Origin of the sequence: Rickettsia endosymbiont of Ixodes pacificus, from assembly GCF_000965155.1 — a bacterium.
Classification (GTDB): domain Bacteria; phylum Pseudomonadota; class Alphaproteobacteria; order Rickettsiales; family Rickettsiaceae; genus Rickettsia; species Rickettsia tamurae.
Window position 1 is genome coordinate 1,250,655 of record NZ_LAOP01000001.1, and the last position, 26,752, is coordinate 1,277,406.

Consider the following 26,752-nt stretch of genomic DNA (forward strand, 5'->3'; position numbering starts at 1 on the left):
ACTACTTTTCATTTTACTTCGGATATATTATACCACTCCCACATTCTGAAATATTTTTAATTTAAATTCAGGAAGTATAGAAATTAAATGTTCAGAAATATTATCCTGTATATTTTCATAACCTACTAAATTCACTTCTTTAACGAAGAGATATATTTCTATAGGCAACCCATTAATCGTAGGTTCAAGCTGTCTTACTAGAAAAGTAAACCCTTCGGTATAAACTGCCGGATTATTTTTTAGATATTCCTGAATATATAATTTGAATAGTTTAATATTAGTTAAATCTTTCTCTTCTTTATCAAGAGTGATTTTATCTATTACATCCTTTGATATATAAGGAGATTTTTTTAGTTCTTTTAAAATAGTAGCATCACAGAAGTTAATAGTTGCCATATTAATATTAAATACTCTCTTTACCCTTCTTGCTCCTGATTCACTAATTCCTCTATAATTAGTTACGTTAGAATTTAAAATGCTGTAAGTAGGAACTGTAGAAATAGATTGGTCAAAATTCCTAATTGTTACTACAGAAATAGTAATTTTTTCAACTGTTCCTTCAATTTCGCCTATACGTACCCAGTCTCCAATATTAATAATTTCTTGAGTAGTTAGTTGCAAGCTTGCAAGTAATCCTAAAACGGTATCTTTGAAAACAAATGTTAAAAGAGCTGCGGCTGCACCTAAGCTTGTTAAGAATGTACTAAGTGAAATATTTAATATATATGAAATAGTTACCATTACTGCAATAACTATGACAATAATTTTTAATATTTGAAAATATAAGCTAAGCGGTGCATTTTTTGTAACGGCTTTGATCCTATTGTGATACAGATCTGCAAAAGCATCTATAAGCATTAATAATAACATCGTCACGGATATACTAGTATATAAGATTACTATAGTATCTTTGATTCCTAGTAATACATGTGCTTTAAAAGAAGTAGGATGGAAAATATTTCCCCAACATACAAAGTAAATTGCTAATAAAGTGTGTAATAAATAACGAAATATAGGATATTTTTTTAGTATCCTTTCATAATCATCATAATGATGTCTAGTTAAATAATTTTTTACAGGAATAAAAATTAATCTTTTAATTAGAAATATCACCGGTATAAGAGATACTAACATAACAAACAATAATACTAACTCAGTACTTGAGGTATGATATAGATCCATTAAATATTGCATATTTTACCTATCATTATTATTATAAAATATAAATCTTTTTTATTATTACTAAAAATTTTATTTTTATCAATAATTTTAACTCAAAAGAATTTGGTATTGCTAACCAAATATAGATACTGTCATTGCGAAGCCACGAAGCAGCTGCGGCAACCCATAAAAATAATAAAAAACTGGATTGCCTCGTCAATTATTTACGTAATTTTCCGTAACTCAGACATTAAATGAATTAAATAACTTATTTATCTATGACATTTCCTAATATCAATCCAATTATTTTCTCTATAGGTCCACTTGCTGTCTCTTGGTATTCTCTTTCATATGTAGTAGGAATTTTGCTAGGCTGGTTCTATGCAAACAAAATTATAGAAAAATTTAAGCCTCAAATTACCAAAAAAAATCTAGAAGATTTCATTACTTATGCCGTTATAGGCATAATAGTCGGAGGCAGACTAGGGTTTGTTTTATTATATAACCCTTCTAGATATTTTTCAAATCCAATAGATATCTTAAAAACTTATGAAGGCGGTATGTCTTTCCATGGCGGAGCTTTAGGGGTGATTATTGCTGCTTATTTGTTTTGCCGAAAATATAAAATTAATTTTTTAAGTCTCACGGATATAATAGCCCCTGTAGTACCTATCGGATTATTTTTAGGTAGAATCGCTAATTTTATTAACAGCGAACTATACGGACGTATTACGAATTCTTCTTTTGGTATGATTTTTCCGAATAGTGATTTGATGCCAAGACATCCTAGTCAGTTATATGAAGCTTTTTTTGAAGGTTTAGTATTATTTTTTATCCTAGCATATGCAACATTTAAGCACAAAACTCTTAAAAAGTGCGGTTTAAACTCAGGACTATTTTTAACATTTTACGCTCTTTTCCGAATCGCTGTTGAAATATTTAGAGAACCAGACATACAAATCGGGTTTATTTTAGATAGCTTAACTATGGGACAAATCTTATCTGTACCTATGTTACTTTTAGGAAGTTATTTAATATGTCAATCGAATCCAAAATAAGACAATTAATTGATCAAAACGGTTATATTACTTGCGATGTTCTCATGCAGCAAGTATTACAATCAAATCCTAATTCCTATTATAAGCAAGTAAAATCTTTGGCTAGCGAAGGTGATTTTGTTACGGCTCCTGAAATTTCGCAGCTATTCGGTGAAATTATCGGCTTATGGTGTATCAAAGAGTGGCAAAGAATCGGTTGCCCAAAAAGTCTTAGTTTGGTTGAGCTTGGTCCAGGTCGAGGTCTATTAATGCGTGATTTACTACGTACTGCAAAATTAGTACCGGAATTTTATAAAGCTTTATCAATTGAACTAATAGAAATTAATCAAAATTTTATTGTTCATCAAAAGGCTAATTTACAAGATATTGATTTACCGATTAAACACCTATCATTTATAGAAGATATACCCAAAAAACCTACTATAATAATAGCTAATGAATTCTTTGATGCTATGCCGATAAAGCAATATGTTAAAGTCAAGGAATTATGGTATGAAAGAATATTTGTGGTGCAACCGGTAGACGGGAGAATTAAATACGACAAAATAAGCATTAATAAACCATTACAAGAATATTTACTAAGAACTCATATTGAAGCAAAAGACGGAGCAGTGCTTGAAAAATCTTATAAATCTATAGAAATTATAAAATTTATAGCTGAACATCTAAAAACACAGAGCGGCAGTTGCTTAACAATAGATTACGGTTATGATATAGCTCCGAATGGTAGAACTAGATATCAATATAATCCAACATTACAAGCGGTCAAAAATCATAAATATTGTCCCATCCTTGAGAATCTTGGAGAGGCCGATTTATCGGCACATGTGGATTTTTATACATTAAAAACAGTAGCTAAAAATAGTAAAATAAACGTAATAGATACAATATCGCAACGAGATTTTTTAATAGAAAACGGAATCTTATTACGCAAACAAACATTGCAAGACAAGCTTAATGATAGGCATCTTTCCAAATTCGCTTATAGAGAGGAATTTAAAGGAGACACGAAACGCAGCACCGCAGCGTACACTTTAGTACGTGAGGATGCGAGTATCGGATCGACGTATAAATTACCTCTAGAAGTAGAGTTTGGAAAGATGCCTGAGCAAGCACAAATAATAGAAAGACAGGTAGAAAGACTAATATCACCGAAACAAATGGGAACATTATTTAAAGTATTACAAATTATGAATTAATCTAGGTTCTGAGTCTTGATTATAAATGGACAACTTAAGTCGCCTTCTTCACATTTCAGCATGACTTCAAATTCTTTGATACGCTCTTCGTTTTTTTTGTAAAACACATAAGCAGTATCATTGGATATACAGAACCGCCATAAACCCCAAAGCTTTGAAATTTGCACTCAGCTTCTCGGTACTTAATCCATAAGTTTTGAGATTTTTTAAGTAAATTAACTTGTTCTTGTTTGTCTGAAATATGTTTTAATATTTCTTGGTATATTTGATTTAGTTCCTTATCAACTTTCTTATATTCTTCATCGGCACAATAATGCATATCACCTTGTGTCAGGGCATTATTACAATCAACGGCAAAAGTACAAGATATCGAACTAAGAAATAGCCAACAGAAAATAATTGCTTTTTTCATTATTTTATCATTTTTAAAAATAATTAATTAAGAATCACAGCTTTGTTGCGTGGATCAGTTTTTCCGGTATCATCCCGCGACTCGATCGCGGGATCCAGTTAAAAATACTAAAATTTTAGCATTTTAAGTTGTTTTTCTTGATACCGTGGTCAAGCCACGGTATGACACCGAACGCATTTTTAGATCCATGCAACAACGCCAAGAATCACACACCATGACGTTCTGCAATTAAACTTTTTATTTTACCTATAGCCTTAGCAGGATTTAAGCCTTTAGGACAGGTTTTAGTACAGTTCATAATCGTATGACAACGGTAAAGCTTAAACGGGTCTTCTAAAGCTTCAAGACGTTCACCGTTATGATCATCCCTTGAATCGGCAATCCATCTATATGCTTGTAGTAAAATCGTAGGACCTAAATATTTATCACCGTTCCACCAATAGCTAGGACAGGAAGTAGAGCAGCAAGCACATAATATACACTCATATAAACCATCAAGCTTTTCTCGGTCTTTAATCGACTGTAACCTTTCAGAGTTTGAAGGAGTAGGACTATCGGTTTTGAGCCAAGGTTCTATAGATTCGTATTGTGCATAAAAATGCGACATATCAGGTACTAAATCTTTCACTACTTTCATATGAGGAAGCGGATAGATTTTGATATCACCTGATATATCTTCTATTGGTTTTATGCATGCTAAAGTATTTGTACCGTCAATATTCATTGCACAGCTACCGCAAATTCCTTCTCGACAAGAACGTCTAAATGTTAGAGTCGAATCGATTTCATTTTTGATTTTAATTAAAGCATCTAAAACCATTGGTCCGGTTTTACTTAAATCTATCTCAAAACTATCGATAGTAGGATTCTCGTCGAGGTCAGGATCATATCTATAAATCTTTATCTTACGAGGTTTTAGCATTTCCTCGTTTTCTTTATGCTCTCTACCTTTTTTTACTACTGAATTTGGCGGTAATCTTAACTCTGCCATTTAAGTACTCTCTTTTTTAGCTTTAGTTGTTTTTGTTTTCTCAGGTGATTTTTCTTTATCTATTTTTATAGTAGATGAATCATTAAAAGGAAATTTATTTTCCTCTTCTGAATCTAAAGCTCTACCGCTAAGTAAATTTTTAATTTGCTGACCGGACAATGTCTCATATTCAATTAAAGCATTTGCTAAGGTATGAAGTTGATCTATATGTTTTGTTAAAATATCTTTTGCAAATTCATATCCTTGTGTAATAATTCTTTTAACTTCGGCATCGATTAACTCTGCAGTAGCTTCCGAGGTTTCATTATTAGGTTGTCTACCATACATATCGTCACCACTTGAACCGTGAAATATCGGTCCTATTAAATCGCTTAAACCTGCTTTTGTAACCATCGCTCTTGCAATATTAGTTGCACCTTTTATATCCGACGAAGCGCCTGAGGTAACTTTATTTCTACCGAAAATAATTTCCTCCGCTACTCTTCCTGCCATATAAACTGCTATAGATGATTCCATCTGTTCACGATTCTGAGAATATTCATCAGTTTCAGGAAGTCTTTGCACCATCCCAAGAGCATTACCACGCGGTATAATCGTAGCCTTATGAATAGGCGATGCTGCAGGACAATAAAGCCCAACCAATGCATGTCCTCCTTCATGATATGCAGTCAAACTTTTTTCTTTCTCCGATATTGCAATAGAGCGACGTGCAACTCCCATCAGCACCTTATCTTTTGCCTCTTCCATATCATGCATATCTACTTCTTTCTTACCAAGCCTTGCAGCAATAAGAGCAGCTTCATTAACTAAATTAGCAAGTTCGGCACCGGAAAAGCCCGGAGTACCTCTAGCAATAATTCGTGCTAGTACCGTACTATTATATTTAATTTTCTTTAAATGTACTTTTAGAATTTGCTCACGACCGTTTATATCGGGGTTTGCAACGGCAATTTGACGATCAAACCTACCGGGACGTAGTAATGCACGATCAAGAACATCAGGACGGTTTGTAGCTGCAATGATCACAACTCCCTCGTTTGCTTCAAATCCGTCCATTTCGACTAACATTTGGTTTAAGGTTTGCTCACGTTCATCATTGCCGCCGCCCATACCGATACCTCTATGGCGACCTACCGCATCAATTTCATCGATAAAGATAATACAAGGAGCATTACGTTTACCCTGTTCAAACATGTTACGCACACGGCTTGCACCGACACCTACAAACATTTCAACAAAATCAGAGCCGGATATGTTAAAAAACGGAACATTAGCCTCACCTGCAATTGCTTTAGCAAGAAGTGTCTTACCGGTTCCAGGAGGACCTATAAGTAAGCAGCCTTTCGGTATTTTACCGCCAAGTTTTTGGAACTTGCTTGGATCTCTTAAAAAATCTACTATTTCAGTTAATTCTTCTTTTGCTTCATCGATACCTGCTACATCTTTAAAGGTAATTTTTGGTCCTTTATCTGATAGTAACCTAGCTTTAGATTTTCCAAACCCCATGGCTTTCCCGCCTCCATGCATTTGACGCATGAAAAAAACCCAAACACCTATCAATAAAAGCATAGGAAACCAAGAAATTAAAAAGCCTAAAAAGGTATTCATTCTTGTTTCAAGAGGCACTACTTCAATATTAACGTCATTGCTAGTAAGACGATTTACTAAATCAGGATAATCAGGAGCATAAGTGTTAAAAGTAGAGCCGTCATTTGAAGTGCCTTCAATTACTCTACCTTGAATTTTTACCGAATTAACGGTATTTTCATCAACTCGTGTTAAAAAATCCGAGAAAGTTATATTATTTCTTCCGCCAAGTAAACCGTCAGATTGGAAAATATTAAAAAGTAATATTACAAAAACAAAAAGTGCTGCCCAAGCTAAAATACTTCTACCTTGATTATTCATCGATATAAAACCTAATAAAAATTTTTATCGGTATAAGAGGTTATCTGTAAATAAATTTTAATTAGTAGTTAAAATTTATTTACAGATAACCTCTTAAATACCGGTGTTAGCAAAAATGGGTGAAACGAGATACAAAATTTGGAGCAAAAGATACTTCAAAGTTCCACATGTCGTTATCATAATATGATATATGTGGTATTGCTATAACTTTTTCAAGTATTTTAATGATAGGTAAGGTAAATAAAATTGCATTGTGGTTTTTGCAGGATAGATTTTTCAAAGGTTCTAAATCTAATTGTTTCTTTATTATTTTATAATCTTCTAACGATAGATGAGTTACAAAACAATTTGGAGTTTCTTGATTTCTTGTGATGCAAAATCTATTATCCCAAATAACGGATTTATCTAGTAATATTTTACTCTCAGGTAATTTTTTGCCGAATTCTCTATATATAAGTAACTCGTTTTGTATACGCTTAATTACACAGCCATGAAGGGTATTCTTAAAGTTTACCTCTTGAGTAATTAATTTTAAAATAGGTTCTACCGAATAAAAACGAGCTGCTCTAGATTGTCCACTAATCATTATCAGTAAAAAATTAATTATTTGTACTTTCACCTCATTTAAAAATTTATCAAATTTTACTAAATCAAGAAAAGCAAAGCCATATTCAAAAATCTTGACCGCTTCAGCTATTGCTAATATTAACTCCGGCTTAAACTTATCTTCTATAAGCTTGTTGGTTTTGAGTTGTTGTAAGATTATCTCGGCTTTAGACATCTTTCCAAACTCTACTTCTAGAGGTAATTTATACGTCGAGCCTAGACTCGAATCCTCACGTGGCATTGTTGCGTGGACCGGTAAAACCCACTGTGTCACCCCGTGGCTTGACACAGTGGGTTTTACCGGTCCACGCAACAATGCCTCCCCACGTACGCTTGTGTACGCTGCGGTGCTGCGTTCCGTGTCTCCTTTAAATTCCTCTCTATAAGCTGGTTTGGAAAGATGTCTAATATAATATTCGCCTTTAGCTAATTTTTGCCTAATAACATTTCGTCTATATTTATCGGATGAATTTGACTCATCTTCAAACCATTTTATATTATGACTGACTAAATATTCTACTAATTCACTTTTTGGAATATTATATAGCGGTCTAATTATTTGTATATTATTATACCAATTGATATTACTGCTACTAAGTCCAAATATACCGCTATTACGCTCTAATCTTAAACAAAAATTTTCTACGTAATCATCCTCATGGTGAGCAGTTAAAAGTACTAATATATCGAGTTCTAGACATAGATTTGTCATCAAATCATAGCGTCCTTCTCTTGTTCTTTCTTGTAAATTGGAAAAATTATTTTGATGGTCAAAAGATAAACTATAATGCTTGCGATTTAGACTATTACTGATATTTTGGATATAATGGGTCTCTTGCTTCGACTGTTCCCGTAAGTTATGATCAACCGATATAACAAATAATTCTATATTATTTTTTTCTGCCCAAATATTAGCAAGATAAAGAAGTGCTACCGAATCGCTCCCACCGGATACTGCAATCGATATTTTAGATAAGCCAAAATTACCTATTAGATTATTGATATTATACTCAAATTTTTCATATAGCATGGTTGAAAAATGTTAGTATTGTAAGTTTGACAATGTCATTTCTGCAGAAATGCTTTGTTATATGTCTCATATTTTTTCGTCATTGCGAGAAGAAACTGCAAGTTTCGACGAAGCAATTCAGTTTAAAATGCTAATTTATAGCATTTTTTTATTGCCTCGCTCCTTTCAGTCGCTCATAAGGCATTGTTGCATGGATACCGAGTCGTCATTGCGAGCGAACGTTAGTGAGCGTGGCAATCTCAGGAATTCTTCCTAAGATTGCTTCGTCAATTGCTATGCAATTCCCTCGCAATGACGGAAGAACTGGTCAATGCCTTGCAGAAATGACAAAAAACCACACAATTAGATGATAAAGAAAAATTTATGCTGACTCAGCTAAATCTTCTGAAGTTTCAGTCTTTTGTTCGCGTAAATAATCTTGTGCTTCTGATTCTGATCTTGCAACAATAACCGTAACTATAGCATTAAGCTCCGCATGGAGTCTTATTTCAACTGTATAAATTCCGGTAGATTTAATTTGTTTATCAAGAATAATATTTGAATGAGAGATATTATAAGATACATTTTCAGATAATTTATCGGCTATCTCTTTATTAGTAACCGAACCAAAAAGTTTACCGTCATCTGATGTTTGACGGATAAAAACTAATTTTTGATCTTTAATAAGAGCATTGATTTTTTCTACTTCTTCTCTTATTTGCTTATCTTTTGCTTCAAATTCGTGTTTTTGTTTAACTATTAGCTCTTTATTAGGCTCAGTAGCTCTAATAGCTAATTTTTGCGGTAAAAGATAATTACGACCAAACCCGTCTGCTACTTTGAGTATGTCGCCAATTTTACCTAATTTTCTTACGGGTTTTATTAATATAATTTCCATGTATTATGCCTTTATTTAGCTTGAAATACAAAAGGTAATAATGCTAAAATTCTTGCAATTTTAATAGCATTATTTAGCTTTCTTTGTTTCTTTGCACAAACATTTGTGATCCTGCTTGGTAGCATTCTACCGCCTTCAGAGACAAATTTTATTAAAAGCTCAGGATTTTTATAATCAATAACAGGTGCATTAGGCACAGAAAGAGGGCATCCTTTACGTTTTCTAAAAAATACTTTTTTAGCAGTTTTATCTCCTAGCTTGCGAGTAGCTGTTTCACTAGCATTATTACTTTTTAACATTCTTTAACCTTAATTCTTACAAATTTAATTATTAATCGTTACGTCAATTACCGGAGTATTCTCTGTACTCTGATTTTTTAATATCGGTGAAGGTTCACTACTAATTGAATCTGCTTTAATTGTAAGAAATCTAATGATATTTTCGTTAAGCTTCATTTTTCTTTCTAGTTCTTCTTTTACATTACCAGTAATATCTAGACCTAAAAAATAATAATGTCCTTTTTTGTTATTACCGATTTTGTAAGCTAAAGTTCTTAACCCCCAATATTCTTTTTTTATGATAGTGCCATTATTATCTTTAATAATTTTAGCAAAATCATTAACGATTTTATCTATATCGTTTAATGATACGTCTTGGCGTATAATAAAAACTGATTCATAAAAGCTCATGATATATAAGAATCTCCAACAAACAAACTTTAAAATAAAGCTATTTATAGCAACTAAAACTATTAAATTCAAGTATTATCTTTAAAAATTATTATTTCTTTGTTTCTTTATTATAAAAAGTTTGCTATAAACCCTAATAAATTAGAAAATTATTACAAAAGTTTTTAATTATTTACTAAATATTAATGGGGATTAATTCAGTGTTTGATAAGCTATTACCTGAAGTTTTAATTTCTAGAAAAAGCATTAACTTATTTTTTTAGTCAGCCGCTTGCTATCATGATTATTAGTGCAGAATTACAAGAAAATCCTTTAATAACAATAAATAACGTTAGAAAAATTAATAAATTTTCTAAAACGCCTATAATATTTATTATCAAACAAATAATTAAATTTAACAGAAATAAGACGATAACGTGCTATTTTTTTATAAGCCCTTCTTATCTGAGCAAATAGTAGGTACTTTAAAGAGCTTATTGAGACGTTCCAAGTCAGTTTTACAAGATAATATTATTAAATTTAAGAATATAAATATTGATTTAAATACTGAAAAAGTATACAAAGACGGACTGAATATTCGTCTAGGTCCTACTGAGTTTAAAATTTTACGACTTTTTTTCAGTTTCCAAATGAAGTATTTTCGCGTCAAAAAATAATAAAATATTTATGGGAAAGTGAAGAGACCTTTAATGAACGTCTCATAGATGTTCATATAAATAGGATTTAGAGAGGCCTTAGGGAAAGACAATTTAATTATTAAAACCGTTCGTTTTATCGGTTATTGTTTAAATAAGGATAATGATTAGGTTCTGTGAAGGAGAAATTAATCTATTTTTGCTATTTTTTGCTGTAAATCATAAGATTTTTTTAAAATAGGAACAACTATTACTGCAAAAATCTTATTAATTTTCGCTAAAAAATATCTAAAAATATAAATAATTTAATTCTCCTTCACAGAACCTAGAATTTTGTTGTCAAAATTTTCTTTGTATTTATGCATTAAGTATGTTAATATCTATTAATTATAATTTATGTATACTAACTAATAATATAATAAGATTTTATTCGTTGCCGATTTATATATTTTATAACTAAAAACTGTAAATTTTATGTTAAGTAAACTAAATAAGCCTGCTTTATTTGCTTTAATATTTTATCCTATTTTTATTATATCTCTTGTAGTTAAATATTCGTTTGATTATGGGATAGGACTAACTGAAGTTATTTTTATAATTGCTAGCTATTATATTAATACTATTACCGTTGGGATCGGTTTACATAGGTTGTGGTCTCATAATGCTTATAAAATAAATAAATATGCCGAGTTTGTCTTAATTATGCTGTCTGCAGGAACATTACAAGGACCGGCTTTATCTTGGGCATCGAATCATTATAAGCATCATAGATATACGGATGAAGATCAAGATCCGCATACTCCATTAAAATTTGACAATAAATTTTTAGGCTTTATGTGGTCTCATATAGGATGGATGCTAGTCGGAAGCGGTAGCCATAAGTCTATTGATCGCATTACTTGGGCTAAGCACGGGAAAAATAATTTATTAAGATGGCAGCTAAAATATTATTGGCAAATAGCAGCTTTTATGAATATTGTCGTACCTTTATTTATCGGTTACTTAGTCGGCGGTACTATACAATCGGCATATGCAGGATTTTTATTTATGGGACTCGGTAGATTCCTACAGCAGCAAGCAACATTCTGTGTTAATTCTTTATGCCACTTTGCCGGTAGTAAAAAATATTATAAAGGCACTGCTGGAGATATTTGGTGGATGGCATTATTCTTACTCGGTGAAAATTGGCATAATTACCATCATGCTTTTCCTTCAGATTATCGTAACGGTGCAAAATGGTATCATTTTGACGTTCACAAATGGATAATATTTTTAATGAGTAAAATCGGTTTAGCTTCAGAACTTGAACGTACTACAAAAGTACGTATACAGGCAAAAATGCAAGAAACTTTAAGCTATCTTAGTGAAAAACAAAAGCAAAAATTGACCTTAATGCAAACTAAAATAGATCATTTATTAGAAAATCTATGCTTAAAAATTAAAGAGCTTGAAGAATCATCTATTACTATTAAAGAACAATTTAAAAAGTCTTTTGTAGAAATACAGGAATCTCTTAAAAATTTAGCGGAGCAAGTAAGTTCTGCAACGCAAATAACAGAAAAACCTTCGGAAAAACTATTAAAAATAGTTAATAAAAAAATTATTGATGCCGAACAATCTATTTATAAGCTGTATAATCAATTAAATACCTTAAAGGTATCTAATTAGGCATTATAAATAAAGATAGATATCGTCATTGCAAGTGGGTGTTGGTGTTGTCGTATGGATCCTGTTATGTCATTCCCGCGTAGGCTGGTCGGTATCCAAGTGGGCAACACTTTCTCGCAATGACGCAAGCTATCATTTTTTACTTAATAACGCCTCTAATTAGTTTCAATTTGAATGATAAAAATTTTAGGTATAGAATCAAGCTGTGATGATACAGCTGTTTCTATAATCACCGAAAACCGAGAAATCTTATCTAATATAATCATTTCACAAAATACAGAACATGCAGTTTTTGGAGGGGTAGTACCTGAAATTGCTGCACGTTCTCATTTGTCGAATCTAGATAAAGCATTAAAAAGCGTTTTAAAAGAAAGCAATACTAAATTAACGGAAATTAGTGCAATTGCAGCAACTTCCGGTCCAGGTTTAATCGGCGGTGTTATAGTTGGCTCAATGTTTGCAAGGTTGCTAAGCAGTGCTTTAAAAAAACCATTTATTGCAATTAATCATCTAGAAGGTCATGCCTTAACCGCAAGACTAACCGATAATATTCCTTATCCTTATTTACTCTTGTTAGCTTCGGGTGGACATTGCCAATTTGTAGCAGTTTTAGGACTCGGAAAATATAAAATCCTAGGATCTACTATAGATGATGCCGTAGGCGAAGCCTTTGACAAAATAGCAAAAATGCTAAACTTAGCTTTTCCCGGAGGACCTGAAATTGAGAAAAGAGCAAAACTTGGCGATCCTCATAAATATAAATTTCCAAAACCTATAATTAACAGCGGTAATTGTAATATGTCATTTTCAGGACTTAAAACTGCCGTACGTACTTTAATAATGAATTTAAAGGGAATTGATTATAAAGACCGTCATCATTTAGAAAGCTTCAGACAAGATGAATTTAAGGAAGAGCCTGCGCAGCGTACAAAAGTACGTGAGCACAGGCGAAAGCCGCAAAATTCGCTTGTATCAAGCTTTCTAAATGATGACGTAATTAATGATATAGCGGCAAGTTTTCAATTTACCATAGGAGAAATTCTAGGTAGTAAGGTACAGCATGCTATTAGAGCATATGAGCAAGTAATAAATAATTGCGATAAGAAAAATATAGTAATTGCTGGTGGTGTCGCTGCTAATAAATATTTACAAGAAATATTAAGTAGTTGTGCTAAAACATATGATTATCGTCTTATTTATCCACCTATCCACTTATGCACCGATAATGCTGCAATGATTGCATATGCAGGACTTGAGCGTTACAATAATAAGTTATTTACTCCTTTGAATTTTTGTCCAAAAGCTAGATGGAGTCTAGAGGATATCAGTAAATAAATTTTAACCAATAATTTAATTCTTTTTTGCTGCAAATTATAAGATTTTTGAAATAGGGACTCTATTCCTTCAAAAATCTTATAATTTGCAGCAAAAAAGAATTAAATTATTGGTTAAAATTTATTTACTGATATCCTCTAGGAAGAAATATAATTTTTTAATATTGACACTTCTTAATTTAGTAGTATGATATGTAATTACCATGAAACATGGTATATCTATATAAAAAAGAGGTAAGTTTATGAGCAATAACAATTATAAAAACATCTACAAAGCATTTAATTGTTTTTCAGAAGCAACAAATTCTGCCTATTCAGCCGTAAGTAATTTTTTAGAACTACCTAATGTATTTAATAAATATCCTACTGTTATTTCTTTAATTTTTTCTAAAACAGCAAAATTAGACTCTAATATAACCAATATAATTAAAAACGGTGTTATTATATATGAAATATCAACAACCTTAATAGGTGCCGTAAATACTTTTTATAAAGATACAAAACTAGTCGATAAAATATTAAAAGACGGACAGAATGCTATTGATAAGCTTACTGAAACAACAACCTACTTATCGCCAATAGTTACAGATATTATAAATTCTTACTTAATTGATCCGTATAAAGAAGAAAAAACACTATTATTTGACTTACAAATTCCTAACTCTACTAGTAATGATTGTTATAAATTATTAGGTACTGAAAGTATAACATTAGCTGAAATTGAATGTTATTAATACTAATTTATAGAATTTTTTATTACTTTTTCTAGATTGCCATACTCCTTTTAGTTGTGGTTTTGTTGCATTGCTCGTTTTGTATCATTCCCGCTTCCGCGGGAATGACATCGAACGCATTTTTTGAGCCATGCAACAAATCTTTTAATAGCCCGCAATGACGAAATCGATAATTATTAGACAGTGCCTTTAACAGGAATAGTGGATTATGCGATAATTCGCTATTCGGAAAAAATTAATCAACTCATTGTTACCTTCAATTCTTTATCCTTTGCATTTATTTTAACCGTTTTACCGCTACTTATTTCGCCTGCTAAAATCATTTTGGCTAAATTATTTTGTATTTCCCGCTGGATAAGACGTTTTAAGGGTCTTGCTCCAAAGCTTGGATCATAACCTTTTTTGGCTAAATAATTTAAGGCAGATTCATCAAATTCAAGAATAATATTTTGTGCTAGTAAAATTTTCTTTAAGCTTTTAAGCTGTATCTTACTATATCATGAATATTATTACGATTTAGGCGATGGAATAATATAATCTCGTCTAGTCTGTTTAAAAACTCAGGCTTAAATACTGCTTTTACATATTCCATAACCTCATCCTTTACTTTATATGTATCTTCGTCCTCTTTCTGATACGAGTATCTCAGCACCTAAATTAGACGTTAAAACTATAATAGTATTCTTAAAATCAACCGTGATATCCTGACTATCGGTTAATCTTCCCTCATCAAGTATTTGCAGCATAATATTAAATATATCGGGATGGGCTTTTTCAACTTCATCAAATAATATTACTTGATAAGGACGGCGTCTTACTGCCTCCGTCAACACCCCGCCTTGATTATATCCGATATAAGCTGGGAGGTGCTCCTATCAGGCAAGAAATAGCATGCTTCTCCATATATTCTGACATATCTATACGAAGTATTGCATTACGGTCGTCAAAAAGAAAACCGGCTAAAGCTTTGGTAAGTTCGGTTTTACCGACGCCGGTCGGTCCTAAGAATAAGAATGAACCAAGCGGGCGGTTAATATCCTGAATACCTGCACGTGATCTTCTAACCGCATCAAACTGGACCCCTTTAATTGCTTCATCCTGTCCTATGACCGATTCACGTAGCTTCTGCTCCATCACAAGCAGACGCTCACGTTCACTTGATAGCATTGTATCAATTGGAATACCATACGAGAGATAATACTCGCTATATCGCTTTCCGATACAATTTCTTTTAACAGCCCTTTATTATCCATACTTTCGGCTTCCTGAATCTTTTTCATAATCTCAGGTATAATTCCGTATTTTAGCTCACTAGCTTTAGCGAGATTAGAATCACATTCGGCACGTTCAAGCTTGTTTCGGCTACGGTCTAGTTCTTCTTTGAGCTTTTGTGCTTGCTGTAGTTTAGACTTTTCAGCTTGCCATTTAGCTCCCATATCATAGGATTTAGACTCTAATTTTTCTAATTCTGTAGTTAAAATGCTCTATTTTCTTTTTTAAGTGCTGCAAGCTCTATTTTTATCTGAATAGTCCAGCTCATCAAGCTCTTCGGGTTTACTTGATAGCTCTATTTTCATACGGCTACAAGCTTCATTAATCAAATCAATAGCTTTTCAGGTAAATAACGATCGGTAATATAACGGTTTGATAACGTCGCTGCTGCAACTATTGCACTATCGGAAATTCGCACTACATGATGTAGCTCATATTTTTCTTTAATTCCTCTAAGTACTGATATAGTATCCTCAACCGTCGGCTCACTCACGTAAACCATACGCATCAAGTTAAGAAAAGCAAGTAGGTTATACTGGTATTACGGTAGTAAATTATGAATTAAAAAGAAGCTAATATATGGTATAAATTTTTGCAAGATTAACAACTAAATTGTGAGAATTTATCCTATGGGGAAAATAGTAAACTTAGCAAAACTATGCCAAGAGTTTTTTGGAGAGACAGCCAATAATTTATCCATTACAACAGGATTTATTAAGAGACAACGAAAAATAACTGGTTCAGCTTTTCTAAAAGCTATAGTGTTTGGTAATATGAGCGATAGTAATTGTAGTCTTGATGGAATGCGTAACTTTTTAAGTGAAGAAACTATAGATATTTCTGCCCAAGGCTTAGACTTTAGGTTTACTGAGGTAGCAGTAAAATTTATGCAGTCAATGTATGAACAATGCTTGAAATTATTTAGAAATACTATGCCGCTTGATTGCAACATTTTGCAGCATGCAACATTTTGCAGCAATTTAATAGCGTTAAATTATTGGATAGTAGCCATATTATTCTACCTGCCAATATGGCGGATATGTATAAAGGTTGCGGTGCTTGCTATAAGGGGCGTAGTAGTACAGTGCAATCTTCTCTTAAATTACAGGTAGTATTTGATTATTTAAATCAATCGTTAGATACAGTCGATATAACAGAAGGTATAAGGGCTGATCAAGGATATAGAGAACATTTATCAAACATATCTACTAAGGACTTATTAATATCTGATTTAGGTTATTTTGTCCCAGCTTCATTTATTCAAATTATCGAACTTGGTGCATATTTTATTAGTCGTTATAAAGCAGATACTAATATATATGACCCTATCACTGAGGAAAAAATTGATTTATTAAACCTATTAGATAATAAATTCTTTTTATCAAAAGATGTACTTTTAGGTAAACAAGCAAAAGTTAAGCTACGGATTATATGTCATAAATTGACTGATGAACAGGCTATTGGTAGAAGAAGGAAGGCTAATTTATTAGCTAAGTCTCATAAATATAAATCTTCTTCAAGAAACCAGAGATTACTAGATTGGTCAATATTTATCACTAATATATCAGAGGATATGGTTAATGCTGAGCATATAATGATAATTTATCGAGCAAGATGGCAAATTGAATTATTATTTAAATTATATAAAAGTCATGCAAAAATTGAAAATCTTATTACCAAACACTATAGCTTTTAGAAAAGCTGAACCAGTTATTTTTCGTTGTCTCTTAATAAATCCTGTTGTAATGGATAAATTATTGGCTGTCTCTCCAAAAAACTCTTGGCATAGTTTTGCTAAGTTTACTATTTTCCCCATAGGATAAATTCTCACAATTTAGTTGTTAATCTTGCAAAAATTTATACCATATATTAGCTTCTTTTTAATTCATAATTTACTACCGTAATACTAGTATAACCTACTTGCTTTTCTTAACTTGATGCGTATGATTAGTAGAGCCTGTCTTGAAATTAAGGTTTAGCCAATTTTTTAAGCATAAGTGTAATCATATTGATATAGATAATATGTTCAGAAGTTGTATAGTTATGTTCATAGTCTTTACTCATACGACGAAAATTGTTGAGCCAGCCAAAAGTACGTTCCACTATCCAACGCTTGGGAATCACTTTAAATCCCACTTGATCAATAATTTTACGAGAAATGGTCAGTAATGCTCTGACAGTTAAGAAGCACCAAATTTGTAAGGCTCCAGCATAACCACTATCTGCAAAAAATTTTATCACACTAGGGTATTTTACTTTGGCCTTTGTTATTACATCTTTAGCACCATCTCTGTCTTGTATACCTGCTGAATGTACTTCACATGATAATACTAAACCAAGTGTATCTGTCACTATATGTCGTTTCCTACCCTTAATTTTCTTGCCTGTATCATATCCTCTAGACCCCCTTTTTGGGTATTCTTAACAGATTGACTATCTATAATACCTACAGTAGGAGTCGATTGCTTACTTGCTTTCTCCCTTACTTTCTGGACTAACCTATCATGTATTCCTTGCCATCTACCATTCTTGCGCCAACGTAAATAATAGTCATATACTGTTTGCCAGGGGGGAAAATCTTTAGGTAATAATCGCCATTGACAACCACTCCTTATTACATAACGAATGCCATTAATTATGTCTCTTATATTATGCTTACGCGGACGTCCTATATTGCAAGGACCCACAAATGGTGCTAAATGTACCCATTCTTCTTCTACTATATCACTAGGATACATAATTATTGTTTTAGAACAATATAAATTATTTTTTATGTCTTTTTAAGACAGGCTCTTAGAAAATGATTTTTAACGACTTACACAAAAATTATGATTGACTCAATATTAGATTAGAATAAGCTTTAGCTTAAACTCTACGGCACTTTTAGTGCCTTCCAACAACCTACCGACTCTCAGCCGGTAGTGGTTGAGTCTTCGGACAATACCTTGTTCATACGCTTAAATGATGTATTATAAATTTGATAAATATCTTCATCGGTCATTTTTTCGGCATTTCGTACTCTATTCTCAATAACTAATTTTATCATGTCAACAGCTGTACTCATGACTTTAGGTAAAATATTTACTATTTGCTCTGTAAAATAATCACTTGTCTACATCTCAATATCTTCGCATGCCATTGAGCTTAGTATATCCATCATATCATCTTTTTTGTTTTGACTAGCAAATGGTATAATGTTGCCTTTAGGGGGTTTCTTAGATATATCTCATCTTTTAAATAGGGTTTCTAGCAAGGCTAGTGTAACTTAGCACAAAAGATAATTCAGTCCATTATATATTGTCATCAAGATTTATCTTTTAGTATTTTCGCTTCTTTTTGCTTTTGTTTAGCTATAGCAGTTTGGTATCCTGCCCAAAAACTGGTTTTACGCTTATGTTGCGTTGATAAGTCTAGAAAATAAGTTTCATGATTCTGATATTGTTTCCAATCAGTAATTTTATTACTTAAAATACCGCACGTGACCAAATCTTTAGCAGCATAATTATAATATTTAGATTTAGTGTGTACTAAAATAGGTTGTATCATCTTCCGGTACAATAAAGTAGCAGCAAGCGGATCTATTTTATGCAACACATCTGCTGCAGGACGCAAAATATTGTAATTACTACCGTCCAAATCACTACTCTTCGAATGTACTAATATTGCGAGAGGTTCAAATTCTTGAATAGAGACCAAGAATGTAATAGCCACATAAGGATCATGGAACTCTAGTGCCTTTTGGATAGCAATCTTATGAAATGATCCAATAAAATCTACCTCTGCATATTTAACAATTTCTTTATAAACTCTAGGACTTAAAGTTTCTTCAAACCAGTGCAGTCGTTCTGTTTGTGCTTCTTGATACTTGCCACATAATTCTAAAGCCTCTATTTTTAAAGCTTTTCTTTTGTTCTGCCACGAATGGGTATGAGGTAAATCTATGGGATCTAACCATTTTATTGCCTCTTGCCCTTTCCAGTGCTTGATAAAACGTTCAGCAATTTCTAAATGTTCGTGAGCAGATGGTTGTTCATGGAATGAACAAGCGGCTATATAAGCATCAACATCGTCTTGACAGTCAGCTATCTGACTTATTGTCATAGTATTTTTTGCGTTATAAGCTTGCTTTAGCTTCTGTGCTAGCGACTTTAAGCCCTTATCACCTAATATGGTCTTAAAATTAAAAATTATATCATCATAAACAGCATAATCATTATTCATAAAACGATTAAATACTAGCTCTATCATATCTTCTAAAGAGGTAGTTACTGCTGCATAGGCATTTGCTAAATCAGTACAAGCCTTCATAAAAACATCGCCAACTACTCCATTACTATCATCCACTCTATTTAAAGTCTTGGGATGCAAATCTAAGAAAGCTGTTAATAAATCAACAGCATGATTTGGAAACCTTGGTAATAAATCCCTAGTAATATGCATACGTAATTGATCAATTTTGGTAGCAAAATCACCCGATTCATAATAGTCAATGAATCTACTGGATTTTTTCAAAGATGATATCTCAGCTTTAATCATCGAGACAATCTTTTTGGGATCTTCGTCAAGACTTGCTAATATCACATCTAGTTATTTCTGTATGCTTATATTACTGTTATAAAGCGATAAAATAATTTCTGCTAATTGTTTCTAACCCAATATTAATGAGCTGTTCCTTGGTGATCATACAATCATTCTTAGAGTTGTTATTCCTAGTCTCTTACTTCGACCTTAGTGAAACTAGTAGCAAAGGATGCTAAATCTAAAGATAATCGTAGTCAATCACTTTTTTGTTAGTACCTGCTTTTACTCGTTCCTTGTATGGCATTATCAATTTATTATTAATCTAATCCACAATATTATATATCATTCTCCCTATACTTCACACCTATTTATTACCCTTCCAAACAAAGCCATTCTCACCAACTGTTCCTTACGCACTTTGCTTGGCACGCTGGCGGAGCGACTATGTAATAGTTGAGATACAGTCTTGACTGTCAACAACTTTTTCCACATTCCGTATCAACTACTATAAGTTAAATAAGTATATACCCTATTTTATACGAGTTATTTCTAATATATAATGTGTGTTACCATCATTGTGTATATCCTCACCTTTAAGTATCTTACAATTTAGTTGATACTCTGAGCATAATTGCTCTATTCGTTGAATTTTTCTTAGTGATGAAGTAATAAATATTCTTCCTTGATTTGATAATAAATTAAAACCTTGCAACATAATATCTTTTATGAGTGCATTATCAACATCATAAAAAGCACGGCTGATTGATTGTCTTGCAGGTATTATACCGTTAAATTCATTTTTAGATAAATTATCCCAAGGCACCCCTGAGACAAGTATATCTATCTTACCGAGAAATTTTGGTAACAACGGTAATACACCTTCTCCATTAAATAAATACATATTTTTTGTAATACCATGAAGTATCAAATTATCTTTTGCACATTGTATTGCATGTTCACTTATATCACTACCAATAATTGTACGAGCCCCGTTCTTTGCAGCTATTATACCTAAGGCAAAGCATCCAGATCCTATATCTGCAAACACCTTATTTTTTACTAAATTGTTGTCTATTAAAAATTTTGCAAACATGGCAGTTAATTTTCCAGGAGGATAAGCGTTAACATTATTGATAATAAAATTATTGTTAAGAACACTTACCTGATATGGTACATGTTTATTAATCATGCTTGATATATATCGTTCTGCTTCTGGATTTAGCGATGCCATAGATTTTGTACTTAATAATATTATAATATAAAAATAATACTTTAAAAATTTTAGCATCATTTATGCTCCCTGATATGACATATCTCAGAGTCTGTATTGAAAGTAGATTGACAACAAAAATAATGCACTAATTCATAATTTAAATCCCGTCAATTTATTCAATAGACTTCTATTTACTCTGCGTAGTTAAAAGTGCACAACTCCTAAACATACTTCTTGTATAAGTATTGTTACAGAGATAATATATTATTGTAAGAAAATATTATAATGGTACCCAAAAACTGGACAGTAAAATTATAAAATGAAATATAAATACAACATGGTAAAAAAGCAAAACAATATAATTTTACAGAAAAAGCAAAATTTGTGTTAGAAACAATAAAAGCTGAAATGATAATAGATCCAATTAATAGCAAATAAGGTGCAGAAATGATGAAAAATCAGCAAGAAGCAAGAGAGCTTACTGTAAGGCAACGGATGGAAGCTGTTGGCTTATTATCTGTAGGCACATTCTTAGAGTATTTTGATCTAATGATCTATGTGCATATGGCAGTGGTCATTAATGAGCTTTTTTTCCCAAAAGCTAATCCTGAAACTACAACTCTTTATGCAGCAGCAGCATTTTGTTCTACTTTTGTTTTTAGACCCGTTGGAGCATTAATTTTTGGTTGGATTGGCGATCATATTGGACGTAAAGTCACAGTAGTTATTACTACTTTTATGATGTCTATAGCCTGTATAATTATGGCTACTCTCCCTACATATGCTCAAATAGGTATTACTGCCACTGTGATAATGACTATATGTCGCATTGTACAAGGTATGTCTTCGATGGGAGAACTGATGGGAGCACAACTTTACCTCACTGAAATTACTAAACCACCTGCACAATATTCAGTTGTAACATTAATAGATGCTGTTGCTGCTGTGGGGAGTGCCGCCGCTTTATGTATGGCATATATTGTTACCTCATTTGCATTAAATTGGAGGATAGTGTTTTGGATAGGAGCATTAATTGCGTTCATAGGAACGATAGCTAGAACTGCTCTTAGAGAAACGCCGGAATTTGCAAATGCAAAAGCACGAGTAAAAAAAATACTGCAAGATAATGATACGCATCACAAAATATTACAAGATGACCCTATCTGGTCTGAAAAACCTGACAAAAAAAGAATTTTAGCTTTATTTTTAATAGATTATAGTTGGCCATTAACTTTTTATTTTGCTTTCATTTATTGTGGCAATATTCTTAAAAATCAATTCGGTTATACGTCAGAGGAAGTTATTAGTCACAACTTTTTGGTATCAATCGCTGCAATGATTAATATGCTATCAATAACATATTTAAGCCGTAGAATATATCCACTAAAAATACTAAAAATAAAAATAATGACTATGCTTATTTTTATTCCATTTTGTCCATATATATTGGAGCATGGATTAACAACGCCATTTTGTGTGATGTTATTACAACTATTTTTTGTGATATTTGGTCCATCTAAAGCACCAGCATTTCCTATTTTCTTCAAATATTTTCCAATATTTCAACGATTTACTTATAGTAACTTTTCATATGCGTTTTCACGTGCAATAGTATATATACTAACCTCTTTCGGTACTATTTATGTTATAAAATATTTTGGTAATTGGGGATTATTAATTATTTTGATACCAATATATGGCGGATATAATTATGGATTATCGCATTTTGAGCAGTTGGAAAAGGAATCTGGTAATTATCCTTAAATATAATTGTTTGATCCTGTAACATACGTTTTTTGATAGGTGAATAATGATAGCATAGTGCTGCTATTGTGTTTGATATATTTAATACTCCATATACCCGATCTTCAAAATAGATACTCAGGGTTATAAATCTTTTAAGAGTTTCATCTACAATCTTTCTGATTTTTTCAGGAGATTTTACCCCTAGTGTCTGTATATTATGCAGTCTATCAAATAACTTTATCAGAAGTACATTATGTTTCTTCTCTTTGTATAACATCTCTACTATTTCAGCAGAACTAATCTTTATACCATTCTCCTTAATCCTTGTCAAATCCATTACTTGATTGGCTATATTCTCTCCAAATTCTTGTAATATTTTCTCCTTGGTAAGTTCTGTATCCTCTAATGTGTCATGCAGTATTGCGGTCACTAAAATATCCGTCCTAAATAAGTAATCTGACACCATATATGCCACCTCTATTGGATGACTATAAAACGGCTCCCCTGATTGACGCATCTGACTACCATGATATTTCTTAGCGTAATAAATTGCTTTTTTTATTTCCAATACATCCACTGGCGGTACTTTTACTACACTATTTAAATGTATTACTTTATCTAGTAACTTCTTAACATAAATACACATCTCAAAATCTGTTTGACCACCTTCTATCTTTTTCATTAATGCTTATTAATTATTTTTAATACTTTTTATTTCCAAGTAATTCTATACTTTTTGTATCTCTTGCTATATTGATATATAACTTTAGTTCACTTTTATTCATTTATCTTACCTTATTTTAACCAAGATTATTGGTTGTAACTACATCTATAATTTGTATATCATTATCATGAATGTTACTACTTTCACTTCATAATGGCCCAATACTAAAGATCGTGCAAGGGGCGGAAAAGTTGAGGAGTTTAAACAGGAAAATTTTTTATATTTTCTTCATATATTTTTTGAGCTTCCGATAACGATAATTTTGAATAAATCTCTAGAGACTTGCGGGTTTCATGACCAGAGTATGGTTGAATAAGGGCATCGTCTATTCCTCTTTTTTTAAGCCAAGTAAATAAAAAATGACGTAATTTGTGTGGAGAAATGTTTTGTTGCATACCTGTCAAATTACTATATTTTTCTAATATCCTTCTAATTCCTCTATCAGAATATGGTTTCTTCCAACTTGACTCAAATAGGTAAGAAGTCTTATGCTCTGCGGTGCTAGTGATATACATTGCCAATGTTTCCCGAAAACTTTTTGGAAACGGTACTATTCTGTCTTTTTTTCCTTTTCCAGCAATGATTCTAATTTGACATCCATTCAAGTCAACATCAGGCTTTTTTAGCCTTACCAGCTCACTTACTTTTGTGTTTAAAAAGTTTCCTATATTTTGATTAATACTTAAGTTCATATTCACCTCGAATTTAATTGGTTTTAGATACATGAAAAGTCTTTTTTCTTTATCCTTTTCATATATTTATAGTACCACTTTTCCCTATACTTATCAAGTATTTTTAATATATTTCTATATATATTTTATAATAAAGTGAGGTTTGTGTTTTTCTGCAACACTATTAATTATGGATGTTTATACTTAATATATTTTACTTTTCTGCTTGCACCGCTATTTAAAATGTGTACAATTATTAAAACCACTTATTTACAGATATATAACTACCTACTAAAATGTAGGACATTTTAGTAGGTAGCCAAACTTTCTGTCTCATGTGAGACAATTAAATTAAAAGATATATGGTAATGCAAATCATAACTGTTGATCCAAAAGACTGTACTAGATGGAAATACGCTGATAGAGGTAACTTTGAGTTCGGTGATATCGACTCTCTTGCTGAGGACATTAAAAACAATGGTCAAATAGAGCCTGTTCATCTTCGTATGCTAAAAGGTAACCCAAAGTTTAAATATGAAGTCATAGCAGGTAGTAGAAGATGGAAAGCGTGCCTAGATGCCGATTTGCTTCTTAAAGCTGTAATTGATGATGTCACTGATGAGCATGCTGCAATCATTCAGATTAAGGAAAATCAAGGACTGGACATATGCGACTATTCAAAAGGATTGTATTATACAAGCCTGCTCTCAGATTTGAACCTCAAGCAAGTAGCACTTGCTAAGAACCTTAACATCACAAGACAGAAACTGGTTAACTATCTGTATTTTGCTAAAATACCTAAAGAAATATGGCATGCTGTCGATAATGTCACTAAAGTAACAGCTCGTACGGCTTATTCAATTTTTGTTCTGTCTCAAAAAGGACAACAATATATTGATGCTCTTATAGATTGTGCTGATGAAATTAGAAAAGGTATGGGAGCTAATTCTCTTGAACAATTAGTACTCTCTAAAGTTAAAGATGATTCTTCTTTAATAAGTAAAGTTCCTCTAACTCTTGCTGATGGCACAGTTGTAGGAACCATACGCATCAAGTTAAGCCATAATTGTTAATAATTTTAGTGTATTTAAGGAAGATAATCTGGTTTTACGATATTTATCTTTCAAAGAAAATCTCCCCCAATCTATAATTAATTTCTTAAGGAACTGCTTTAAATCATTAAGACGTCCAGTAATAGACAGGAATAATTCTCTTGACCTTTTCTGTAGTTCAATAAATGCTTTGGTTAAACTAATTTCTCTATCATTTGCTAATTCTACACAATTCGATAATCCATGAAAAATAAGCACACTACATAATTTACCATATAATTCACACAAAACTCTTGCAGGTTTACTTCTCCCTTTAAGATTTTCAATTTTTGCATGACTTTTATATAATTTAAATAATAATTCAATTTGCCATCTTGCTCGATAAATTATCATTATATGCTCAGCATTAACCATATCCTCTGATATATTAGTGATAAATATTGACCAATCTAGTAATCTCTGGTTTCTTGAAGAAGATTTATATTTATGAGACTTAGCTAATAAATTAGCCTTCCTTCTTCTACCAATAGCCTGTTCATCAGTCAATTTATGACATATAATCCGTAGCTTAACTTTTGCTTGTTTACCTAAAAGTACATCTTTTGATAAAAAGAATTTATTATCTAATAGGTTTAATAAATCAATTTTTTCCTCAGTGATAGGGTCATATATATTAGTATCTGCTTTATAACGACTAATAAAATATGCACCAAGTTCGATAATTTGAATAAATGAAGCTGGGACAAAATAACCTAAATCAGATATTAATAAGTCCTTAGTAGATATGTTTGATAAATGTTCTCTATATCCTTGATCAGCCCTTATACCTTATCCGCCATATTGGCAGGTAGAATAATATGGCTACTATCCAATAATTTAACGCTATTAAATTGCTGCAAAATGTTGCATGCTGCAAAATGTTGCAATCAAGCGGCATAGTATTTCTAAATAATTTCAAGCATTGTTCATACATTGACTGCATAAATTTTACTGCTACCTCAGTAAACCTAAAGTCTAAGCCTTGGGCAGAAATATCTATAGTTTCTTCACTTAAAAAGTTACGCATTCCATCAAGACTACAATTACTATCGCTCATATTACCAAACACTATAGCTTTTAGAAAAGCTGAACCAGTTATTTTTCGTTGTCTCTTAATAAATCCTGTTGTAATGGATAAATTATTGGCTGTCTCTCCAAAAAACTCTTGGCATAGTTTTGCTAAGTTTACTATTTTCCCCATAGGATAAATTC

At 32.0% G+C, this 26,752-nt stretch carries 23 protein-coding genes and 3 pseudogenes; 9 read left to right on the top strand and 17 right to left on the bottom strand.

The window, feature by feature from the left end; genetic code table 11:
- Positions 1-27: 27 nt before the first annotated feature.
- On the bottom strand, positions 28-1,194 hold the full coding sequence (locus REIP_RS06685; protein WP_045804121.1) for a mechanosensitive ion channel domain-containing protein: 1,167 nt from the start codon (positions 1,192-1,194) through the stop codon (positions 28-30).
- Positions 1,195-1,439: 245 nt separating this feature from the next.
- On the opposite strand from REIP_RS06685, the gene lgt reads away from it, so the two are divergent.
- Together lgt and REIP_RS06695 are read left to right on the top strand one after the other, a co-directional pair.
- Positions 1,440-2,219 carry a prolipoprotein diacylglyceryl transferase gene (gene lgt, locus REIP_RS06690; RefSeq protein WP_045804122.1) on the top strand — a complete coding sequence of 260 codons (780 nt, stop codon included), beginning with the start codon at positions 1,440-1,442 and terminating at the stop codon, positions 2,217-2,219.
- A complete protein-coding gene (locus REIP_RS06695; RefSeq protein ID WP_045804123.1) occupies positions 2,198-3,418 on the top strand; it encodes a class I SAM-dependent methyltransferase in 1,221 nt (406 codons plus the stop codon). The genes lgt and REIP_RS06695 overlap by 22 nt, the downstream gene beginning before the upstream one ends.
- 55 nt (positions 3,419-3,473) lie before the next feature.
- On the opposite strand, the gene REIP_RS06700 is transcribed toward REIP_RS06695, so the two are convergent.
- The 7 genes from REIP_RS06700 to rpsF form a co-directional block, all read right to left on the bottom strand.
- Positions 3,474-3,830 carry a lysozyme inhibitor LprI family protein gene (locus REIP_RS06700; RefSeq protein ID WP_231569288.1) on the bottom strand — a complete coding sequence of 119 codons (357 nt, stop codon included), beginning with the start codon at positions 3,828-3,830 and terminating at the stop codon, positions 3,474-3,476.
- 205 nt (positions 3,831-4,035) lie between these two features.
- Positions 4,036-4,821 (bottom strand): succinate dehydrogenase iron-sulfur subunit, encoded by a 786-nt coding sequence (locus REIP_RS06705; protein ID WP_023507372.1) that lies wholly within the window; start codon positions 4,819-4,821, stop codon positions 4,036-4,038.
- Positions 4,822-6,729 (bottom strand): ATP-dependent zinc metalloprotease FtsH, encoded by a 1,908-nt coding sequence (gene ftsH, locus REIP_RS06710; protein ID WP_045804124.1) that lies wholly within the window; start codon positions 6,727-6,729, stop codon positions 4,822-4,824.
- A 106-nt stretch (positions 6,730-6,835) separates the two neighbouring features.
- Positions 6,836-8,365, bottom strand: coding sequence for a tRNA lysidine(34) synthetase TilS (gene tilS / locus REIP_RS06715; protein WP_045804125.1), 1,530 nt, complete (start codon positions 8,363-8,365; stop codon positions 6,836-6,838).
- Positions 8,366-8,726: 361 nt separating this feature from the next.
- Positions 8,727-9,242 carry a 50S ribosomal protein L9 gene (gene rplI, locus REIP_RS06720; protein ID WP_023507375.1) on the bottom strand — a complete coding sequence of 172 codons (516 nt, stop codon included), beginning with the start codon at positions 9,240-9,242 and terminating at the stop codon, positions 8,727-8,729.
- 11 nt (positions 9,243-9,253) lie between these two features.
- Positions 9,254-9,541: a 30S ribosomal protein S18 gene (gene rpsR, locus REIP_RS06725; RefSeq protein WP_045804126.1), complete on the bottom strand. Its 288-nt coding sequence runs from the start codon at positions 9,539-9,541 to the stop codon at positions 9,254-9,256.
- Between the two features lie 24 nt (positions 9,542-9,565).
- On the bottom strand, positions 9,566-9,931 hold the full coding sequence (gene rpsF, locus REIP_RS06730; protein ID WP_023507377.1) for a 30S ribosomal protein S6: 366 nt from the start codon (positions 9,929-9,931) through the stop codon (positions 9,566-9,568).
- A 655-nt stretch (positions 9,932-10,586) separates the two neighbouring features.
- Here rpsF and REIP_RS12790 point away from each other — a divergent pair.
- From REIP_RS12790 to REIP_RS06750, 4 genes are all read left to right on the top strand, one after another.
- On the top strand, positions 10,587-10,658 hold the full coding sequence (locus REIP_RS12790) for a hypothetical protein (RefSeq protein ID WP_231569347.1): 72 nt from the start codon (positions 10,587-10,589) through the stop codon (positions 10,656-10,658).
- A gap of 382 nt (positions 10,659-11,040) precedes the next feature.
- Positions 11,041-12,234: a fatty acid desaturase gene (locus REIP_RS06740; RefSeq protein ID WP_045804127.1), complete on the top strand. Its 1,194-nt coding sequence runs from the start codon at positions 11,041-11,043 to the stop codon at positions 12,232-12,234.
- 174 nt (positions 12,235-12,408) lie between these two features.
- Positions 12,409-13,569 (top strand): tRNA (adenosine(37)-N6)-threonylcarbamoyltransferase complex transferase subunit TsaD, encoded by a 1,161-nt coding sequence (gene tsaD / locus REIP_RS06745; protein WP_045804128.1) that lies wholly within the window; start codon positions 12,409-12,411, stop codon positions 13,567-13,569.
- Between the two features lie 241 nt (positions 13,570-13,810).
- On the top strand, positions 13,811-14,302 hold the full coding sequence (locus REIP_RS06750) for a DUF5424 family protein (protein WP_045804129.1): 492 nt from the start codon (positions 13,811-13,813) through the stop codon (positions 14,300-14,302).
- Positions 14,303-14,541: 239 nt separating this feature from the next.
- Here the strand turns inward: REIP_RS06750 and REIP_RS11835 are convergent.
- A pseudogene (locus REIP_RS11835) lies at positions 14,542-16,073 on the bottom strand (AAA family ATPase); the annotation flags it as partial.
- Between the two features lie 130 nt (positions 16,074-16,203).
- Here REIP_RS11835 and REIP_RS08600 point away from each other — a divergent pair.
- Positions 16,204-17,261: pseudogene (locus tag REIP_RS08600) on the top strand (IS4 family transposase); the annotation flags it as partial.
- Here the strand turns inward: REIP_RS08600 and REIP_RS11200 are convergent.
- From REIP_RS11200 to REIP_RS06775, 5 genes are all read right to left on the bottom strand, one after another.
- Positions 17,214-17,390, bottom strand: a complete 177-nt coding sequence (locus REIP_RS11200; RefSeq protein ID WP_156147456.1) for a hypothetical protein — start codon at positions 17,388-17,390, stop codon at positions 17,214-17,216. The pseudogene REIP_RS08600 and the gene REIP_RS11200 overlap by 48 nt on opposite strands.
- Before the next feature lie 152 nt (positions 17,391-17,542).
- A complete protein-coding gene (locus tag REIP_RS11840; protein ID WP_231569289.1) occupies positions 17,543-17,926 on the bottom strand; it encodes a transposase in 384 nt (127 codons plus the stop codon).
- Positions 17,926-18,312, bottom strand: coding sequence for a transposase (locus REIP_RS11845; RefSeq protein WP_197069215.1), 387 nt, complete (start codon positions 18,310-18,312; stop codon positions 17,926-17,928). The genes REIP_RS11840 and REIP_RS11845 overlap by 1 nt, the downstream gene beginning before the upstream one ends.
- Positions 18,313-18,877: 565 nt before the next feature.
- On the bottom strand, positions 18,878-20,155 hold the full coding sequence (locus REIP_RS06770) for a DUF6880 family protein (RefSeq protein ID WP_156147457.1): 1,278 nt from the start codon (positions 20,153-20,155) through the stop codon (positions 18,878-18,880).
- A 469-nt stretch (positions 20,156-20,624) separates the two neighbouring features.
- Entirely contained in the window at positions 20,625-21,326 is a 702-nt protein-coding gene (locus tag REIP_RS06775) for a 50S ribosomal protein L11 methyltransferase (protein WP_231569290.1), read from the bottom strand.
- Positions 21,327-21,758: 432 nt separating this feature from the next.
- On the opposite strand from REIP_RS06775, the gene REIP_RS06780 reads away from it, so the two are divergent.
- On the top strand, positions 21,759-23,072 hold the full coding sequence (locus REIP_RS06780) for an MFS transporter (protein ID WP_156147497.1): 1,314 nt from the start codon (positions 21,759-21,761) through the stop codon (positions 23,070-23,072).
- On the opposite strand, the gene REIP_RS06785 is transcribed toward REIP_RS06780, so the two are convergent.
- Together REIP_RS06785 and REIP_RS06790 are read right to left on the bottom strand one after the other, a co-directional pair.
- Entirely contained in the window at positions 22,987-23,736 is a 750-nt protein-coding gene (locus REIP_RS06785; RefSeq protein WP_045804132.1) for an HD domain-containing protein, read from the bottom strand. The genes REIP_RS06780 and REIP_RS06785 overlap by 86 nt on opposite strands.
- Before the next feature lie 242 nt (positions 23,737-23,978).
- Positions 23,979-24,470 carry a tyrosine-type recombinase/integrase gene (locus REIP_RS06790; protein WP_197069216.1) on the bottom strand — a complete coding sequence of 164 codons (492 nt, stop codon included), beginning with the start codon at positions 24,468-24,470 and terminating at the stop codon, positions 23,979-23,981.
- A gap of 347 nt (positions 24,471-24,817) precedes the next feature.
- Between REIP_RS06790 and REIP_RS06795 the strand changes: the two genes are divergently transcribed.
- A complete protein-coding gene (locus REIP_RS06795) occupies positions 24,818-25,522 on the top strand; it encodes a ParB/RepB/Spo0J family partition protein (RefSeq protein WP_082068317.1) in 705 nt (234 codons plus the stop codon).
- Here the strand turns inward: REIP_RS06795 and REIP_RS06800 are convergent.
- Positions 25,505-26,741, bottom strand: a pseudogene (locus tag REIP_RS06800) (IS4 family transposase). The gene REIP_RS06795 and the pseudogene REIP_RS06800 sit on opposite strands and share 18 nt — an antisense overlap.
- Positions 26,742-26,752 lie beyond the last annotated feature (11 nt).

Bases quoted from the DNA above. Each gene is read 5' to 3' on its own strand.
- REIP_RS06685 (WP_045804121.1), bottom strand. From the start codon at position 1,194: ATGCAATATTTAATGGATCTATATCATACCTCAAGTACTGAGTTAGTA.
- lgt (WP_045804122.1), top strand. From the start codon at position 1,440: ATGACATTTCCTAATATCAATCCAATTATTTTCTCTATAGGTCCACTT.
- REIP_RS06695 (WP_045804123.1), top strand. From the start codon at position 2,198: ATGTCAATCGAATCCAAAATAAGACAATTAATTGATCAAAACGGTTAT.
- REIP_RS06700 (WP_231569288.1), bottom strand. From the start codon at position 3,830: ATGAAAAAAGCAATTATTTTCTGTTGGCTATTTCTTAGTTCGATATCT.
- REIP_RS06705 (WP_023507372.1), bottom strand. From the start codon at position 4,821: ATGGCAGAGTTAAGATTACCGCCAAATTCAGTAGTAAAAAAAGGTAGA.
- ftsH (WP_045804124.1), bottom strand. From the start codon at position 6,729: ATGAATAATCAAGGTAGAAGTATTTTAGCTTGGGCAGCACTTTTTGTT.
- tilS (WP_045804125.1), bottom strand. From the start codon at position 8,365: ATGCTATATGAAAAATTTGAGTATAATATCAATAATCTAATAGGTAAT.
- rplI (WP_023507375.1), bottom strand. From the start codon at position 9,242: ATGGAAATTATATTAATAAAACCCGTAAGAAAATTAGGTAAAATTGGC.
- rpsR (WP_045804126.1), bottom strand. From the start codon at position 9,541: ATGTTAAAAAGTAATAATGCTAGTGAAACAGCTACTCGCAAGCTAGGA.
- rpsF (WP_023507377.1), bottom strand. From the start codon at position 9,931: ATGAGCTTTTATGAATCAGTTTTTATTATACGCCAAGACGTATCATTA.
- REIP_RS06740 (WP_045804127.1), top strand. From the start codon at position 11,041: ATGTTAAGTAAACTAAATAAGCCTGCTTTATTTGCTTTAATATTTTAT.
- tsaD (WP_045804128.1), top strand. From the start codon at position 12,409: ATGATAAAAATTTTAGGTATAGAATCAAGCTGTGATGATACAGCTGTT.
- REIP_RS06750 (WP_045804129.1), top strand. From the start codon at position 13,811: ATGAGCAATAACAATTATAAAAACATCTACAAAGCATTTAATTGTTTT.
- REIP_RS11200 (WP_156147456.1), bottom strand. From the start codon at position 17,390: ATGGGGAAAATAGTAAACTTAGCAAAACTATGCCAAGAGTTTTTTGGA.
- REIP_RS11845 (WP_197069215.1), bottom strand. From the start codon at position 18,312: ATGTATCCTAGTGATATAGTAGAAGAAGAATGGGTACATTTAGCACCA.
- REIP_RS06775 (WP_231569290.1), bottom strand. From the start codon at position 21,326: ATGGCATCGCTAAATCCAGAAGCAGAACGATATATATCAAGCATGATT.
- REIP_RS06780 (WP_156147497.1), top strand. From the start codon at position 21,759: ATGAAAAATCAGCAAGAAGCAAGAGAGCTTACTGTAAGGCAACGGATG.
- REIP_RS06785 (WP_045804132.1), bottom strand. From the start codon at position 23,736: ATGAAAAAGATAGAAGGTGGTCAAACAGATTTTGAGATGTGTATTTAT.
- REIP_RS06790 (WP_197069216.1), bottom strand. From the start codon at position 24,470: ATGAACTTAAGTATTAATCAAAATATAGGAAACTTTTTAAACACAAAA.
- REIP_RS06795 (WP_082068317.1), top strand. From the start codon at position 24,818: ATGCAAATCATAACTGTTGATCCAAAAGACTGTACTAGATGGAAATAC.